Annotated in this window: 15 protein-coding genes; all 15 read right to left on the bottom strand. The window is 41.0% G+C overall.

What is annotated here, in order from left to right:
• Window positions 1-53 precede the first annotated feature (53 nt).
• The 15 genes from grpE to MKX73_RS12595 all read right to left on the bottom strand — a co-directional run bounded on the left by grpE (window position 54) and on the right by MKX73_RS12595 (window position 17,710).
• Entirely contained in the window at window positions 54-611 is a 558-nt protein-coding gene (gene grpE / locus MKX73_RS12665) for a nucleotide exchange factor GrpE (protein ID WP_340717746.1), read from the bottom strand.
• Between the two features lie 76 nt (window positions 612-687).
• Window positions 688-1,713, bottom strand: a complete 1,026-nt coding sequence (gene hrcA, locus MKX73_RS12660; RefSeq protein WP_340717745.1) for a heat-inducible transcriptional repressor HrcA — start codon at window positions 1,711-1,713, stop codon at window positions 688-690.
• A gap of 128 nt (window positions 1,714-1,841) precedes the next feature.
• On the bottom strand, window positions 1,842-2,987 hold the full coding sequence (hemW, locus tag MKX73_RS12655) for a radical SAM family heme chaperone HemW (protein ID WP_340717744.1): 1,146 nt from the start codon (window positions 2,985-2,987) through the stop codon (window positions 1,842-1,844).
• Window positions 2,988-3,126: 139 nt separating this feature from the next.
• The gene (locus tag MKX73_RS12650) at window positions 3,127-3,453 is read right to left on the bottom strand and encodes a geranylgeranyl pyrophosphate synthase (protein WP_340717743.1); all 327 of its coding nucleotides are present in this window, start codon (window positions 3,451-3,453) and stop codon (window positions 3,127-3,129) included.
• Window positions 3,454-3,936: 483 nt separating this feature from the next.
• Window positions 3,937-5,457, bottom strand: a complete 1,521-nt coding sequence (locus MKX73_RS12645) for a methyl-accepting chemotaxis protein (RefSeq protein WP_340717742.1) — start codon at window positions 5,455-5,457, stop codon at window positions 3,937-3,939.
• Window positions 5,458-6,151: 694 nt separating this feature from the next.
• Complete coding sequence (locus MKX73_RS12640; protein ID WP_340717741.1) at window positions 6,152-7,018, bottom strand: 2-oxoacid:ferredoxin oxidoreductase subunit beta; 867 nt, start codon at window positions 7,016-7,018, stop codon at window positions 6,152-6,154.
• Between the two features lie 2 nt (window positions 7,019-7,020).
• Window positions 7,021-8,754: a 2-oxoacid:acceptor oxidoreductase subunit alpha gene (locus MKX73_RS12635; protein WP_340717740.1), complete on the bottom strand. Its 1,734-nt coding sequence runs from the start codon at window positions 8,752-8,754 to the stop codon at window positions 7,021-7,023.
• A gap of 952 nt (window positions 8,755-9,706) precedes the next feature.
• Entirely contained in the window at window positions 9,707-9,973 is a 267-nt protein-coding gene (locus tag MKX73_RS12630) for a stage V sporulation protein S (RefSeq protein ID WP_251689152.1), read from the bottom strand.
• A gap of 132 nt (window positions 9,974-10,105) precedes the next feature.
• Complete coding sequence (locus MKX73_RS12625) at window positions 10,106-10,828, bottom strand: CpsD/CapB family tyrosine-protein kinase (protein WP_340717739.1); 723 nt, start codon at window positions 10,826-10,828, stop codon at window positions 10,106-10,108.
• Window positions 10,829-11,554 carry a YveK family protein gene (locus MKX73_RS12620; protein ID WP_340717738.1) on the bottom strand — a complete coding sequence of 242 codons (726 nt, stop codon included), beginning with the start codon at window positions 11,552-11,554 and terminating at the stop codon, window positions 10,829-10,831.
• Window positions 11,555-11,692: 138 nt separating this feature from the next.
• Window positions 11,693-13,525: a polysaccharide biosynthesis protein gene (locus MKX73_RS12615; protein ID WP_340717737.1), complete on the bottom strand. Its 1,833-nt coding sequence runs from the start codon at window positions 13,523-13,525 to the stop codon at window positions 11,693-11,695.
• A gap of 563 nt (window positions 13,526-14,088) precedes the next feature.
• Window positions 14,089-14,589, bottom strand: a complete 501-nt coding sequence (locus MKX73_RS12610) for a VanZ family protein (protein WP_340717736.1) — start codon at window positions 14,587-14,589, stop codon at window positions 14,089-14,091.
• Window positions 14,590-15,068: 479 nt separating this feature from the next.
• Window positions 15,069-15,866, bottom strand: a complete 798-nt coding sequence (locus MKX73_RS12605; RefSeq protein WP_340717735.1) for a TIGR00282 family metallophosphoesterase — start codon at window positions 15,864-15,866, stop codon at window positions 15,069-15,071.
• Window positions 15,867-15,971: 105 nt separating this feature from the next.
• On the bottom strand, window positions 15,972-16,706 hold the full coding sequence (locus MKX73_RS12600) for an NAD-dependent epimerase/dehydratase family protein (RefSeq protein WP_340717734.1): 735 nt from the start codon (window positions 16,704-16,706) through the stop codon (window positions 15,972-15,974).
• A 50-nt stretch (window positions 16,707-16,756) separates the two neighbouring features.
• Window positions 16,757-17,710 (bottom strand): glycosyltransferase family 2 protein, encoded by a 954-nt coding sequence (locus MKX73_RS12595; RefSeq protein WP_340717733.1) that lies wholly within the window; start codon window positions 17,708-17,710, stop codon window positions 16,757-16,759.
• Window positions 17,711-17,720 lie beyond the last annotated feature (10 nt).

Here is a 17,720-nt window from a genome sequence, read left to right as displayed (position 1 = left end):
TGAATATCTAATTTAATAGATAAAATATATAGATAGCACCGAAAAGCACTAAATTACTCGTTTACAGATACCATCGACGGACGCAGTACACGGTCCTTTAACTGATACCCTTTCTGCAGTTCGCGTAAAATGACGCCTGTTTCCTTTTCACTGTCCTGCTCCTGCATTACAGCCTGGTGGAAGTTCGGATCAAAGTTTTCGCCCTCTGCCGGAATGATTGTAAGACCTTCTTTTTGCGTTGCAGCAAGTAACTGGTCATATACCATTTGTACACCTTTGTATAATGAAGCCGCTTCTTCTGTCGTCACTTCTACTTGCAGTGCGCGGTCCAAATTGTCCAGCACCGGTAAAAGTTCAGTTAATAAGCTTTGTGCACGGTATTTCTCAGCCGCTTCACGATCTAAACGGTTGCGACGAGTCAAGTTATCGTAGTCAGCACGTAAACGCAGGTAACGTGCATCCTCTTCTGCAAGTTTCGCTTCAAGCTCAGCGATTTTCTGATCTTTTTCATCTACTGCAGTTTCTTCTGTTTCAGTAGTTTCAGCTGTTTCCACTACTTCTTCCGTAGTTTCTTCCTGCTGCAATTCTTCATTGTTTTTTGTTTCTGACACTTCTTTTCCTCCTCGAGTATCAATCATTTATGAATTCAGCGGCTATGTATAACATTACGACCGCTGAATCAATGTTTTACTGCTTTTTATCGAAAAACGCTCTGGACAGACTGTTTGTCATAACATCCAATAATGTAACAACACGGCGGTAATCCATGCGCGTCGGACCGATAATGGCGATCGCCCCCTGCTGTTCTTCCCCTACAAGGAAGGAAGCGGTGATGACACTGCAGTTTTCCATTGCTAAATGATTGTTTTCTGAACCTATTCGGATTTGAATACCATTTTTCTGTTCATTGAATAAAGTTTGAACTTGGCTTTCCTTGTCGATCAGATCCATCAGCATTCGCATTTTTTCTAAGTCATGGAACTCCGGCTGATTCAACATATTGGATTTACCACCGTAATAAACTTTATTTTCGTGATTGTTTGAAGTAATGGATAACAATGACCGGATAATCGAATCGGATGCATGAATATGAGATTTCAATACCGATATCGCCTCAGTTTGAAGCTTTACCGGAAGTTCATATAAAGGCACACCGACTAGACGGTCATTCAAAATATTAACCATTTTTTCAATATCATGCGGGTTAAAACCCGGTGGTAACGTTAGTGTGCGGTTTTCTACATGACCGTTATCTGTGATGATAATAGCCACCGCTGTCTGTTCAGTTAACGGTACAATCTGGAATTTCTTGACACGATGTTTTTGAACATCCGGACCGAGTAAAATCGTCGTGTATGTCGTCAATTCCGATAATATATTTGCGGATTCTTTAATAATTTGTTCTGCTTCAACAATCTGCTTTTTAAAGAGCGACTGGATTTGCGCTACTTCGCCACTCGAAATGATTTGAGGCTGAAGTAAATGGTCGACATAAAAGCGATACCCTTTTTCAGAAGGGACCCTTCCTGAAGAAGTATGCGTTTTTTCTAAAAAACCCAATTCCTCCAAATCTGCCATTTCATTACGTATTGTAGCAGCACTATACGTAATACCTTCTTTTTTGGATAGTTGACGCGAACCAACAGGCTGTGCTGACATCACAAATTCGTCTACGATTACTTGCAATAGTTGTAACTGCCGATTTGTTAACATCTTTCTCACCTCTGTTAGCACTCGATTAAGAGGAGTGCTAATATATTTATAAATTAGCAAATCTCTAAATTGATGTCAATGAATTCGTCCGTTTTTTTTAACTTTTTTCAAGTACCGCCGCAAAATGATTATTCCCCTACTAAAAACCGCTGAAATACTTCATTGCCGATAAACCGGCCTTTTCTTGTTAAACGGATTCCTTCAGAGTCCATTTCAATCAATCGCTCTTCCTGTAACCGATCGATTATTTCCTTATATATAGAAAGCATCGGCTGACCGAATTTTGTTTCAAATTCTTCATGCATCACACCGGCAGATTTTCGTAATCCTAAAAACATCTGCTCTTCCAGCTTTTCTTCACCTGTCACTTCATGTTCATGCAATAAAGGACGCTCTCCTGCCATCACTGTCTCAATATACTTTTTGATCGGTGCGACATTGGAATAGCGTACTCCTTCCAAGTAACCGTGGGCACCAGCGCCAAAGCCTGCGTATTCGTCATTATCCCAATAGATTTTATTATGTGTTGACTCATAGCCTTCATTCGCAAAATTACTGATTTCGTACTGTCGCAGACCATGCGCCTCCATCGTGTCCATCAACACACCGTACATGTCCGCTTCCAGATCTTCTGTCGGCAAATGGAGCTTCCCTTTCGCATACTGGATATAAAAGATCGTTTTCGGCTCTACGATAAGCGAGTACGCCGAATAATGCGGCAGCTTGAGTGCCAATGCCTTCTCAAGCGTATCCTGCCATTGCTCCATCGTCTGGCCAGGCAGTCCATACATTAAATCAATACTGATATTTTTAAATCCAACATTTTTCGCATTTTGGATCGTTTCATATACATGTTCATTCGAATGGGTACGTCCGATTTTCGTTAACAGTGACTGGTCGAATGACTGGACACCCATACTTAAACGATTGACGCCTCCATTATACAGTGCCTGCAATTTATCGATTGTCAGTTCATCCGGATTTGCTTCACTGCTAAACTCTTTTACGGATGACATCGGAATATGTTTCGTAATTAGCGATAATAATTTTTCGATTTGCTGTGCGGACAGTGCAGTCGGGGTACCGCCGCCAAGGAAAATCGTTTCGATATTCTTGAACGCTTCCGGCATCTCGGCGACCGTCAATTCCATTTCACGTCCAAGCGCTTCAATATATTCATCTACCGGCTGATTTTTAAAAAATACTTTATTGAAATCACAATAGTTACAAATCTGATGACAAAAAGGAATGTGAATATATACACCTCTAGCCATTTAAATCACTTCCTTATTCTAGTTGTTCTCCTTTATTGTAGCCTTTCTCCACTAAAATACAAACACGGACCCTCGGAAAAAGAGCAACAAAAAAAGCTTTGCTAAATGAAGATTCATTCAACAAAGCTGGATTTATCTATTACATAAAAAATACAAGCTCTTCCTTATTCATTAACATTACCAAATCAATTGCCGTCATTTCAGGCAGCTTTGCACAGAATTCTTTTGCTTTTTCAGCTGTATCGAACTGGAAGGCATCCAATTCTTTTGTGATTTCATATTGATCATCCAAAAGCTCGATCATATAAAGGCGTACAGTTGGGTGGCATCGCTTTGTTGCATCAAAGTTTTCCCCTGCAATGATAATCCCTGTATCCGCTGATGTTTTGCTGACGATAGTTTCGACAATATGTAGCTCATCCTGCACAAACCACTCTGGTACAATAAGTTGAATTTGACTGTTCATAAAAAGCATCCCCTTTAATAATATATTTATCTCATGACAAATTGAATTGATCACAGCAATTTTAGTTATTTGCCATGGTGAATATAACTACTGCCTTTTGCAAATTTCTGAAAAATGAAGCTAAACAAGTATAATCTACTAACTTTTCTCTCTATCTAGTTTCGCATTAACTAAAAAATACGCAATTTTATACCCTATTCTACTACAGTCAATAATTTATTAAAAGCTACATTCTTAAAAATATTCTTAATATTAAATCAATGACTATAGGAGTATTGTATTATGGAATAAATTTACATATCGTTCATTAATATGACTTCTTGATTAAAGATAACAGTTTTCATGATAAATTTCATCAGTTTTCTGAAAATAATTACAATTTTTCATGTATTTTTATCTTTTGTTGTCAATTACTTATAGATGTTACAGTACTATAACAAAATTTAAAATGCTTTCGACAAAAATCGTCAAAAACATTTTTTATTAAATATAAAATCGTTTTACAGCATGTGTTAAGGAACGCATATTTTTTGCAATACTTTGAATCTCTTCATAAATTTCGGTTGTTGAATTTTTTTGAATGTCAATCTGCTCCTGAATAAGGTGCATCGACACGAGATTTTCCTCGGAGCGGTTGCTTAATTCAATCGAACTTTGTGCGACGTCATGAGTGTGGTTCGATATTTCATTCATAATAGTAGAAACATGCTCCATTTGCGGACCGATTTGTTGGACTTGCATCGTAATTTCCCTAAACTTTGCCGCGCTATGTTCCGTTGTAGAGACTCCCGTATCCACACTGCGCATTGCATTTTCCATATTGTTTGTCGCTTCCAGGGCATCTTGCTGAATACTCGTCACGATTGTTGCAATGGATTTTGTGAACTCCTGAGATTGTTCCGCCAATTTACGCACTTCCTGGGCTACCACAGCGAAACCCCGGCCATGTTCCCCGGCCCTTGCTGCTTCGATGGAGGCATTCAGCGCAAGTAAATTCGTCTGATCAGCAATCGAGTGAATCATCATGACCGCCCGCGAAACATGCTGTGTCTGTGCATTCAGCTGAGTAATGGTATTACTGGCTATTTGCATCGCCTGTTCCACATCTTGCATTTGCAGCAGATTTTGCCCGACAATCGCTTCTCCGTCCACAGCCTGTGCGATCGTTTCTTTTATATAGTGATCGACATGGTGCATGCGCTCGGTGATTTCATCAATCCCTGCTGCTACTTGCTGAACGGATGCCGCATTATCCGATAATCGGGCTGTTGCATATTGCAATGAATTGGTCATGTCATCCGAGCTTGCGGCAATACGCACTGCCCCCGTTGTAATTTGCTCCGCATTTGTTTGAAGCTCGTTATTCGCATCTGTCGCCGATTCAGTATTTTTCCGTACTGTTTTTAGAAGCTCCTTCATCTCCCCAATCATTAAATTGTAGTATTTCGTTGTTTCCCCGAGCTCGTCGCGTGCCGAGTATGTCGCGTACTTCGTTAAATCCCCCTGCTGAACGAGTTTAAACAGCTGCTTCAGTTCCCGCGTCGGCTTATTGATCGAGCGAATTGCCTGAATCCCGAAAAACAGTACAAGCAGCATTAATAGGATGGATATTGATAATAGAAGACTGTAGCCGAATTTTATATCGTTCTTATGATTGGCTAATTGTGCGGATGCCCGCTCGATTATGTATGCGTCGATTTCCTCGAATAATGCGGCGGATGGATTGCTCGCCAGCTGTTTCATATAAAACTCCATTTTGGAATCGAATATGGTTAATTTTTCCAGGTATTGCGCCGGGATTTCATTTGTCTGGAGATACTGTTGTTCAATGTCCTGTATCGTATGAAGTGTCATGAGTTTTTCTTCATATATTGCCTGTGCTTCCCTTTCCATTTTCCGTAAATAGTCCATACTGAATACGGTCAGAATAATATTCGAACAGATACAGATGATCATTAATACTGCCAGCCGGTCTTTAAATTTAATCGCATTACGAAAGCGCACGTTACATTACCTCATTTATCTATGTATTTTGGTTTAGTATAAAGGGACTATGTAAATGGATTTATGTAAATATGTTAAATTGTTGTAAAAGTAGGGGGTGATGGAAGTGGGCTGGCGGTCAATGTTTTTTTCTTAGAGGAATTATTTTTGTGGATAGAAATAGCGGCATTTTGTGTCGGATAATCTGTATTTTGGGATCATTAGGAAGGCTGGCGGCTGGAGATGTTCTAATATATTTTGAAATCTTCTAATATATTTTTATTTGTTCTAATAAAATGCGGATTTTCTAATATAACTCACTGTTGTTCTAATAAGTGTTCGGGATGTTCTAATATCCCCTCCTGATCTGCTAATATCACGGTGACTTTTTCTAATAAACCATTGAATTGTTCTAATAAAAACCCAAGCTAACTCATTCCCTATCGCATTTGCATTCAAAAATAGCTCTAAAGAAGCTTTATTCAAATTTTGTTGTTCGATTTTCTAATAAGACACCAACTTTTTCTAATAAACTCATCTTATTGTCTAATAAACCACTACAATGTTCTAATAAAAGCCAAAGCCTCCTGCTGCTTTACTCGTACATTTTCGCCGCATGCATTACCAACAAGCACAATGCCCAAATCTATAATTTCAGTAACAAAAAAACTATACAAGCCAGAAACCCCAGCCTGTATAGCTCCAAAATCATTATTTACATAAATTCCTTCGTCAACTGATCAAATTGTTCTTCTGATAAGCTGATATCGATATCTGTTAACGGCAGCTCTGAATAGCCTTTGATTTTTTCCTGATACGAAGTTGTTTCCGTATCCTGATAAATAATACCTGTTACAAGACCTTCGTTGCGCATTACTGTCTGCATTGCCAATTCGCGGTTAGAAGAATCGTAGCCTTCGATATCGGCAAGCTTCGTCAAGTTCTCTTTGAACCAGTCGTACGTGTTAACTTTGTTGTATGTTACACATGGTGAGAATACGTTGATGAACGAGAAGCCTTTATGGTTCAGACCGGCTTCGATCATCGCTGTCAGTTCTTTAATATCCGTTGAGAAGCCTTGTGCCACAAATGTCGCACCTGCTGTTAATGCTACTTCCAATGGTTTTAAAGATGGCTCGATTGCTCCGCCTGGTGTTGATTTCGTAATAAAACCAGCAGCAGAACGTGGAGACGTTTGCCCTTTTGTCAGTCCGTAAATTTGGTTATCCATGACTACATACGTAATGTCGATATTACGGCGGATCGCATGGATTGTGTGACCCATACCGATTGCGAAGCCGTCACCGTCACCGCCTGAAGCGATAACTTTCAGGTCTTTGTTCGCCATTTTCAGGCCTTGTGCAATAGGTAATGCACGACCGTGAATGCCGTGGAAACCGTATGAGTTAATATAGCCTGAAATACGGCCAGAACAGCCGATTCCTGAAATAACTGCTAATTCGCTTGGTTCATAGCCTACGTTTGCTGCTGCACGCTGAATTGCCGCTTGTACGGAGAAGTCACCACAGCCTGGACACCAGTTAGGTTTTACGGAATTTCGGAAATCTTTGAATGTTGCCATGATTAAATTTCCTCCTTCACTAAGTTTGTTAATTCACGTGGCAGGAATGGTGTACCATCGTATTTTAAAATCGATTTCGTCTTCGCGTGACCACCGATATTCATTTTCATAATATTTGCGAGCTGACCTGTCGCATTGTTTTCAACGACAATCACTTTTTTTGCTTTATCCATCAATGCGCTCATCTCTTCAGATGGGAACGGGTGGATCAGCTTAATATGTGCATGGTTCACTTTTACGCCTTCAGAGTTCAGCTTTTCCTGAACTTCTTCGATTGCTCCGCGCGTTGAGTTGAAACCTACAAGCAATACGTCCGCATCTTCATGTGGCGCGTTCACGTATACCGGATTTTCAAAGCGGACATGCTGTAATTTACGCATACGCTTGTCCATTTGCGTGCGACGGTTGCCCGTTGCTTCCGATGGCTTACCTGTTTCATCGTGCTCTACACCCGTTACGTGGTGAATACCGCCTTTTGTACCTGGCAGGACACGTGGTGAAACGCCGTCTTCAGTATTTTCATAACGCTTGAAGTAATCTTTCGTTTCTACATCTTCAACCGCTTCGACAATTTTACCGCGGCGGATTTCAATTTTGCTGTAATCGAACGGATCAACCGACTGCTTACCTAGTGATAACTGCAAGTCTGTCATCACAATAACCGGAATTTGCAGTTCTTCGGCAATGTTAAACGCCTGGATCGTATCATAAAACGCTTCTTCCATTGTAGAAGGCGCAATTACGACTTTCGGAATTTCACCGTGTGTACCGTAAAGCATCGCCATCAAGTCCGACTGCTCCTGCTTTGTCGGTAAACCTGTTGATGGACCACCGCGCTGTGTATCGAAAACAACAAGCGGCTGTTCCGTCATACCTGAAAGACCGATCGCTTCCATCATGAGTGAAAGACCAGGACCAGCTGATGCCGTAAATGCACGCACACCACCGTAGTTTGCACCGATTGCCATAGTTGCTGCAGCAATCTCGTCCTCCGTTTGAATAACCGCTCCGCCTACTAATGGCAGCTTTTTAATCATGTATTCCATAATTTCAGATGCCGGTGTGATCGGATATGCCGCCATGAAACGAGAGCCCGCTGCAAGCGCACCTAATGCCGCTGCATCGTTACCAATCATGAACATACGGCGTTTTCCGTCTGCAGGTGCAATTTCCCATGTACCTACACGGTCACCGATCTGCTCTGAAATCGCCTGACGACCGCGTTCGATCGCTTCGATGTTTTTCGCTACGACTTCTTCACCTTTACGTCCGAAAATTTCATTTACAACACTTTGGAAAACCGATTCATCCAAGTTTAAAAGCGCTGCCGTTGCACCAATCGCAACCATGTTTTTCATTAGAGATGTACCAAGCTCAGCCGCAATTTCCGTAAACGGTACCGCGTATAATGGCGCAACACTGTCTTCCGGATTTTTCGGATCGAATTTCGCATCCGCCAAAATGATACTGCCCGGTGTTAATTCTTTATAGTTCACGTCGATCGTTTCCTGGTCGAACGCCACCAATATATCCAAGTCGTCCGCAATTGCGCGTACTTCTGTCGGACGAACCGTAATTTTATTATTCGTATGGCCACCTTTAATACGAGAAGAGAAATGACGGTAACCGTATAGGAAATACCCTAGACGATTCATTGCCATTGAGAAGATTTCACCTGTACTCTCAATCCCTTCACCTTGCTGCCCACCGACTTTCCATGAAAGCTGATGTAACATATCAACATCTCCTTAAGTTCTGTATTATATAAATGAATAAAGCGTAGTTCAATTACGCCTCGGCGGAATTGCGTCCAGATTTTTTGAGTTTACTCAAAAGTTCCCTTAAAAAATCTGTGACATCTGCCAGAGGCTTCTATTTCCATTGAGGGGGGCGCCGCATACGCTCGCTCAATGGAAATAAGATGCTTTATTACTGAGAGCTGCCGGATAGCACAGCCATGTAGAAATCAATTACGCGAAGGCGTAATTGCATCCGAATTCGGTTTTTGTGCTTGCACAAAAAAATTCCTTTCCGAATTCGTGATATCCGCCGGTGCTTAACTTCTTTCAGTGAATGAGAACTCCACTCAAAAGAGAAACACTTGCTTTTATCCTGCATCTTATAAATATAAGAAGACTTCTACTGAAAGAAGTTATTTTTCCTACATTAGTTTAACATGAAGTTTTCGACTCTTCTATTGCAAATGTCATATCGAGTCAAAAAATCAGACCTTTGACGGAAAGTTCTGTACACAATTTGTTTTGAATTAAAACAAGATTTCTATTCCCTAAATTTTATATAGGAAATCTTTTATTGGAAGACGATTGGTTATGTATAAGGGTTGCGTCAAAATAAGTAAGGCGCGATTTCAGTTCAATCGTAAAAGTGGCGATTATATGCTGAAGTGGCGAATATCTGCTCCTGATTGACGATTATGTACGGCAAAGTGACGATTAAGCATCCGGAATTGGCGAATAAGTGCACACATTTGACGATTAACTTTGTAAAAGTGACGAATAATATATCACCCGTTAATAATTGACGAATATCTAAATCCAATTGACGATTAAAATTTCAAAGAGTTACTAATCAACCGATAAATTCCTTCTATTTAAATATACCCCGCAAACAAAAATACACCCGCTTAGCCCAGTTTGGGTGCTAAGCGAGTGTATGGGTCTTCATGGATTAACGAGTTCTTTTTTCAACGAGTAGTTTTAATGCCGTACGATCTTCTCCTGCAATGATAATGTCCGCGAAAGCCGGTGCACAAATTAAATCTGTGCCGCTTGGGGCTACAAACCCTCGAGCGATTGCTACTGCTTTAATTGCCTGGTTTAACGCACCTGCACCTACCGCCTGCATTTCAGCAAACCCTTGCTCTCGTATAACCGCAACGAGTGCTCCTGCAACAGAATTAGGATTAGAACGAGATGATACTTTTAATGAATCCACAGCTATTTCCTCCTCATCTAGTACTGCTTTATCTTTTTTTCAGGCTGTTTTTTATTGCCTGTACGTCATTGTATGCGCCTCAATGAGCAATTAGAATCCGATTTTAGCAACTACTGCAAGAAAATATTCAGATTATTCAGAGTAACGGTAACCATCATAATAATTATAATGATTCTTTGTTTTATAGTTGTTCAACACGACACCCAAAATCTTTGTGTGGGCAGCTGCCAGCAGTGTCTGCGCTTTTTTTGCGGCACGTTTATCAGTTTCACCCGTATTTAAAATCATCATGGCACCGTCGCATTTATTCGCCAGGATCTGCGCGTCAGTCACCGATAATAACGGCGGTGAATCGATAATGATGATGTCATACTGATTTTTAACTTCTTGAAGCAATGCATCCAACCCTTGGGATGAAAGCAGTTCAGCAGGATTCGGCGGAATAGGACCGCTTGTTATGACATCAAGCCCTACAATAAATGTCTCCTGAATCGCATCCTGGAGCGTGGATTTTCTCGCAAGCACATTAGAAAGCCCCACTTTGTTGAACGTTTTAAATGTATGGTGCTGTGTTGGCTTCCGCATATCGGCATCAATAATAAGAACTCTCTTGTCTTCCTGTGCAAAAACAACACCGAGATTCGCCGCATTCGTCGATTTCCCTTCACCCGGTGTAGAAGAAGTAACTAAAATCGTCTTTAACGGCTCATCCGGCATCGAAAATTTAATATTTGTACGAATCGTGCGAAACTGTTCGATAACATGGGATTTCGTTTCAGTAATCGTAATAAGTTTCCTTGCGATATTCGAACTTTGCAATGTTTTTTTTCTTTTTCTCAGACCCAGTTTCACCATTTAACTTCTCCCCGCTTTCTGCACACGTAAAGATAGCTTCTTCTCTTTTTCTTCTTTAATGAAATCCACCATTCCGATTACCGGTAATTGCAGATAATCTTCCACATCACGCTCGCCCTTGATCGACATATCCAAAAATTCGAGCAGGAATGTCAGTCCGAAACCTAGCATTAAGCCGATAACAGCACCGATTGCACTATTCAGCAAGATGTCAGGTTTTACCGGTGACGGGTTTTCGCTTAATTTAGCGGCCGATAAGATCGAAATATTGTCGATGCTCATCAGTTGCGGAATATTCTCTTTAAACACTTCCGCCAGCGTATTCGCGATGTCTACAGCTACTGCCGGATTCGGGTCCTCCACACGGATATTGACCACTTTGGAATCCGTTTTGGTGAACACCGATATTTGCTGTGCCAGCTGCCCTGTCGTTTTATCCAGGTCAAGGCTTTCCAGTACAGGATTCAAGATCACCGGACTTGTGATGATGACCTGATACGTATTAATTAAACTTAAATCGGTATTGGTAGTTTGCAATGAATACACTTGATCGGCATTGCCTTTTTGATTCACCAGAATTTGTGTCTGCGCATCATAAATCGGGGTTATTGCATAAATGCTGATACCAGCCGCGACTCCACAACCGATTACAGTAAGAGCGATTATGAGTACTAGGCGTTTTTTTATAATTTTTATAATTTCCTGTAGACTAATTGTTTCTTTCATCTCTATTTCCCCCTGAGCGTTAATCTCTGTTATAAACTCTTGTACATATTATTTTTTTCTTGTAATAAGAGTTATATATGAACACAACCAAGTTTCTATTACTAGTTTCCATTTGCATGAAAAGAGCCTTTTTCTCTATTAGGCAGTGATTTCTTGCAGATGGACGTGCTGATCCCATTTCGTATTGGAAATATGAATCAGTTTTTCTTTTAACTCCGAAGGCTGACACTCTTCTATATCTTTCAGTAATGCCTTCAGCAACTCTCCTTCGATCCGGCTTGCTTTCCCGACATGAATTTTCGGGTAAATATGCTCCTCCTGAATCTCTTCTGCATTCAGTAATTCCTCGTACATTTTTTCACCCGGGCGAATACCGCTGAATTCGATTTCAATCTCCTCGTCCGAAAAACCAGATAGACGAATGATATTTTTGGCCAAGTCGACTATTTTCATCGGTTCGCCCATATCAAGGACGAACACTTCCCCGCCACGTGCCAGTGCCCCCGCCTGCAGAACAAGTCTGGATGCTTCCGGGATCGTCATGAAATAGCGGGTCATATCTGGATGTGTCACGGTGACAGGTCCGCCTGCAGCGATTTGCGCTTTAAATCTCGGGATGACACTGCCGCGTGAACCAAGCACATTTCCGAATCGTACTGCGGCAAAATTTGTATCGCTGTATGTCGCGAGATTTTGAATGATGATTTCGGCGATACGCTTTGTCGCCCCCATCACGTTCGGCGGATTGACCGCTTTATCGGTCGAGATCATGACAAAATTCGGAACACCGAATGCATGGGCAGCTTCGGCTATATTTTTTGTACCGAACACATTGTTTTTTACCGCTTCTTTCGGGTTGCTTTCCATCATCGGCACATGCTTATGTGCTGCCGCATGATAAATGACATCCGGCTTATATTGCTGGACGACCTGAAAAATCCGTTCCCTGTCCTGCACATCCGCAATGACTGGAACAAATTCAATATCCTTGTATTCCGCTTTTTCCGATAGTTCTAGATGGATTTTATAGATGGAGTTTTCTCCATGACCGAGCAATATAATCTGCTGCGGATGGAACTGGGCAGTCTGGCGGCAAATTTCCGAACCGATCGATCCTCCTGCACCTGTGATAAGAATCTTTTTGTTCGTTAAGTTATTCGAAAGTGCCAGCATATCCAATTTGACTTCTTCACGCCCGAGCAGATCCTCGATTTTGATTTCCTGTATATCGTTCACCGAAACTTTTCCGGTCATCACATCTTCAATTTTCGGCATGATTTTAATTGTTGCTTTCGACTCTCCAAGACGTGTATAAATTTCCTGTATCTCTTTTTTGCTAAGTGAAGGGATCGCTAATATAATTTCGTGAATGGCCTTTGCCTGCACAATTTGCGGAATGTCGCTTGTCGTTCCGCACACATCCACATCGAGCAGTTTTAAATGCTGTTTATTGAGATCATCATCCACAAAAGCGACTACCTGATATTCGGACGGATTCCGTTTAAGACTACGCAGAAGCATTGTCCCCGCTTCACCGGCACCGACGATTAACACCCGCTTTACTTCCGCAGCCGGTTTGACAGGTGACCGTTCATGAACAACCCTCAGCACGAAACGCGATCCGCCAATCAGTAAAATCAGCAGCAACCATGTAATAGCCATTACGCGAAAATATATATGCTGTTGGATGACAAACTGCATCGCACCCGCCGCTAAAACAGAGGTTGTCACCGCATAGCCGATAATGAGCAGCTCTCTTACCGAAGCCAGGCTCCACAACCGGTTGTACAAATGAAACAGGTGGGCGGTGATATGATGACTGACAAGCAATGTAACGGCACTGATCACAAGGACTGTATCCGAATAGACCGTTAATGTTGGATGCAATAGTAAATAACTGATAAAAATAGCCGACACAACAAGCAGCGAGTCCAGAGCTGAAAATGTCGTGTATCTAGCAGTGTAACTCAAATCTTAATCCTCCCCCGACTTAACAATAAAAATGTGCAATAAAACGCCTAGAATACTTGGCATTTCAAGGTATTAGTCATTAAAACCTATCAAAACTTCAAACCTTACCATAAATTCTCTTATATGGTCACAAAATACTTAAATAGTCTCCTTTCTTATGTGATATAGATAAATTAGAACTATACAACTTTATTAATTTCTTATTTTTGACATCATTACCCAAATGTATAGTCTAATTATCATATCACAGATTACTCAAAACTATTCAGTTTTCCCCAAAAAAAGAGAGTAAAACCTTGCATTCGACAAGGTTCGACTCTCTTGGGTTATCAAAACGGCTCCTAAGACCCGTATATTTAGTTCTATTGCTGTGCTTATACATTAACTATTGAGCGAGATGATCAGCGATACGATGCAAAAACCAATCACGATGATAATCCCCCATTTCCATCGCTCTTTCATCATGTGCTCCCTTCGTTCTCTACTTCTAATATGTTTATACATATACATATTCTTAAAGATAGGGAGCTATTCCTGCATTTTATTGATTTCCTGGTAATAATTTATGAATGTTCGCTTACTTTATACCTGGAGCTGGTTTTTCTATTTTCCGAACGTGGCTTGCCCGTTTTTCCAATCAAACCAAGAAGCGTCGCCACTGTAATTCCTGTCGCAGCCCCGGCCCAATCGATAAAAATATCTTTCAGTTGAGCCCCTCTGCCTTCAACAAACAGCTGATGGTATTCGTCGGTAACCGCGTAAATCATACAGAGGACGAGTGCGATTATCGCACTAAGGGAATGCTTTAATCCTGTTAGTTTTAGTGCCAGCAGTGCAAAAATCCCCAGGAAAAAGTAGATTGTGAAATGCGCGTATTTCCGGACAAGGTGATGCACTTGTTTTTTCTCCACATTTTCCAGCGGTGTCACTTTTTCAACAATCTCTATTAATTGTGTTGTAATATTTGAACTTAAATCTCGTGAATCGAATACTGGTTGCTGTGAAAAGTAAAAAATGAGCATCATCCACAGTATCACAATCAGCCAAGCGAGTATTTTTCTCATTTTTGTTTTTCCACCTCTTTATTAAGAACGTCGGTTTCAATCCGAAGTTTCACTTCACTTTAATTATTTCCACGTATTTTCCATTTTATTCTAATTTCGTTGAGAATGCTATTATCTATCCCTAAATATTCAACCGATTTTACAGGTTTGTGGGAAGGGATGCAAATTTAATCTTCACTAGGAGTGATTCTATTCTTTATTTGCACTGGTTAATATTTAAATTCAAAAATGCTGCAAGACCCTATTTAGTGCAGAATATATTCCTCATTATTCAAAGGATAATCCTCAATCTGGTCTGAATATTCCTCACTTACTCTTGTATAATCCTCAATTTTTATTTATATTCCTCAATTTGATACTGCTAATCCTCAAATTCACTAGAAACTACATCTTTACTAAGTTTGAAATACTAAAAAACACCTATTACAGAATACAAAAGGCAACCTCCTCTCATTTTCAGTAATAGGTGTCTTATTTACTTATGCTTGAAACGGGTTATCTTCATTAATGAGTACGCGTTCCTGGCGAATTGCTTTACCAGTTTTGTCGTCAATTTCTATGAAGAAGGCACTTAATACAGCGCGGCCTTTTTTCGGTACTTCATAGCGTGCCGGCATATTTGTCAGGAATTTATAGATGACATTGTCTTTTCCCATACCTAAAATTTCATCGTATGGACCTGTCATACCTACGTCCGTAATATATGCGGTGCCGCCCGGGTAAATACGGTTGTCTGCTGTCTGTACATGCGTATGTGTTCCGACAACGACAGATGCTTTGCCGTCCAGATGCCAGCTTAATGCGATTTTTTCACTCGTTGCTTCCGCATGGAAATCAACAAAGACGATTGGCGATGTTTTTTTCGCTTCTTCGACCATTTCGACTGCCATCGCAAACGGATCTTCATGCGGCGGTAAAAATACGCGGCCGTGCAAATTAATAACCGAAATTGTTACACCGTTTTTCGATACTTGTGTCATGCCGCGACCTGGCGCATCTTTTGAAAAGTTTGCCGGACGCACTAAGTAATCGGCATCATCGATAAAATCAAAAATGTCTTTGTTGTCCCAAGTATGGTTGCCCATTGTAATGACATCGACGCCCATTTGCAGTAAATCGTTGTAGATCGCCCGTGTAATACCACGCCCTGCTGCAGCATTTTCACCGTTTGCAATAACTACATCCAAATTATATTTTTTCTTCAATCGAGGCAAATACTGTTCTACCGCATCGCGACCAATTGAACCGACGATATCGCCTATAAATAATACTTTCATTTTTAAAAACCACTCTTTCTGTGCTCAACATCTGTCCATTTTACCACTGTTTCCACATTGGACGCAAAAAAACTGCTACAAACTGAATTGTAACAGAGTACTGCGCTAACATTTTGAGTTTTCATGCCAAGTCCAGGCATCTTCAATCATTTCATGTACATTTCGATCAGCTTGCCAGCCATCATTCAACTTTGAATTTTTTAAACTATCCGCAGACAGATCGTACATTCTGAATGCCGGCTCCTCCCGCTCCAACGCTTCAAGTGCCATTACATGCGCATTCGCTACATCGCTCACATTTTTAAAACCACGGTTAACTGTCCCATCAATCGCAGCTTCCGGATTTCCAATGGCCGATGCCTGTACACTGTTGCTCTTACAATAACGGAGAACGCTACCATTCATATGATAAGCTTTCGTATAAGCTTCAAGCATCTGTTCAATCATACATTTCTGCCCTTGTAAAAGCTCATTGTTTTCTGAACTTGCCACCACGGCTGTAGAGAGCATAATATTCCGCACTCGGCATGCCCGCATAACTTTCAATAGCGCCAATGTACCACCGACATTATTTTCATAGTAATATTCAGGATTCCCCATTGCCTCGTTGACCGAGTCCGATGCGGCAAAATGGATCACCGTATGAACCGGAAACAACGTAAATATTTGCGTTAACCGCTGCTGGTCCGATAATTCGCCTTCGATAAAAATGGCCCGCTCATCGACTGCGCCCCGGTGTCCTGTGGATAGATTATCATACACAACGACCGGCCCTTTTTTCAGTAATAAATTTACGACATGGCTTCCAACAAAGCCCGCTCCACCAACGACTAATATCACAAATATTCCCCCTTATCGAGCTTCGAATTTTACTTGTATAGTAATGAGTTTTAAGCCTTTACTTTATGAACCAACCGGAAAAATGTCGGGTAGACCCTCATTTTCACTAACGGCTTCATCATACGCAAATTCCACGGGAGCTGAGAAAAGTTTTTGCTTTCCCGGATAATTTGACGCTCCAGCGATTTCACTTGCCGTGTGTTTGATGTCGTTAATAACACATGATGATAACGGTGAATATACAGTCGTAAATTTAACCCTTCCATCACATTGCGGTACTGCCTTTTATCAAAAAACTGTTTCAATTGGGCATACGTTTGCGCATGGGAATGGGCAATCGACGGACTGTAATTTTTCATCAGCATATCCTCATATTGCACAAAGTTATACTGTGGTTCATTGACAATGGCAATCTTTTTCGCAAATGATAAGTATTGTGCGATAAAACCGACATCCTCAAAAAATGGATGGTTATCAAAATATAAACGCTCCCCCATAATGATGGAACGTAAAAAAAGCTTATTCCATGGCACAATATAAGCCTCATTATGCTTTGTCAGATAATAATTGACAGGGTTCGGTTTGGTTAATAAGGCTTCATTGACCTTCACCTGTTTTTTGCGTTCCGTTTCCGGCCAGTATTTCGTATAGCCGCACAGTACGAGGTCCGCATGCTTCTGCTCAGCCCGCTGCACAAGCTTCTCATACATCGTACTTTCCACAAAATCATGCCCATCAACGAACGCAATATATTTCCCGGCAGCTTCCTGCATTCCGTAATTGCGCGCTTCACTTAACGTAAGGTTTTGCGCGTTAAATAAACTAAAACGCTCATCTTCACTGACAAACTCTTCACAAATAAGAGCCGTTCCTTTAGAAGAACCATTGTTCATAATCAGCACTTCGATTTCTTGCAATGTTTGCTGCTGCAGGCTTTTCAGACATTCTCTTATCGAATATTCAACATTATGTGTTGCCACAATAATAGACACAATCGGTATCATAGAAATCCTC

The sequence above is a fragment of the Solibacillus sp. FSL W7-1436 genome, from assembly GCF_038007305.1.
Taxonomy (GTDB): Bacteria; Bacillota; Bacilli; order Bacillales_A; family Planococcaceae; genus Solibacillus.
This window is presented reverse-complemented; position numbering and strand designations above follow the sequence as displayed.

Bases quoted from the DNA above. Each gene is read 5' to 3' on its own strand.
- MKX73_RS12640 (WP_340717741.1), bottom strand. From the start codon at position 7,018: ATGGCAACATTCAAAGATTTCCGAAATTCCGTAAAACCTAACTGGTGT.
- hrcA (WP_340717745.1), bottom strand. From the start codon at position 1,713: ATGTTAACAAATCGGCAGTTACAACTATTGCAAGTAATCGTAGACGAA.
- hemW (WP_340717744.1), bottom strand. From the start codon at position 2,987: ATGGCTAGAGGTGTATATATTCACATTCCTTTTTGTCATCAGATTTGT.
- MKX73_RS12625 (WP_340717739.1), bottom strand. From the start codon at position 10,828: ATGGTGAAACTGGGTCTGAGAAAAAGAAAAAAAACATTGCAAAGTTCG.
- MKX73_RS12610 (WP_340717736.1), bottom strand. From the start codon at position 14,589: ATGAGAAAAATACTCGCTTGGCTGATTGTGATACTGTGGATGATGCTC.
- MKX73_RS12605 (WP_340717735.1), bottom strand. From the start codon at position 15,866: ATGAAAGTATTATTTATAGGCGATATCGTCGGTTCAATTGGTCGCGAT.
- MKX73_RS12620 (WP_340717738.1), bottom strand. From the start codon at position 11,554: ATGAAAGAAACAATTAGTCTACAGGAAATTATAAAAATTATAAAAAAA.
- MKX73_RS12635 (WP_340717740.1), bottom strand. From the start codon at position 8,754: ATGTTACATCAGCTTTCATGGAAAGTCGGTGGGCAGCAAGGTGAAGGG.
- MKX73_RS12595 (WP_340717733.1), bottom strand. From the start codon at position 17,710: ATGATACCGATTGTGTCTATTATTGTGGCAACACATAATGTTGAATAT.
- MKX73_RS12650 (WP_340717743.1), bottom strand. From the start codon at position 3,453: ATGAACAGTCAAATTCAACTTATTGTACCAGAGTGGTTTGTGCAGGAT.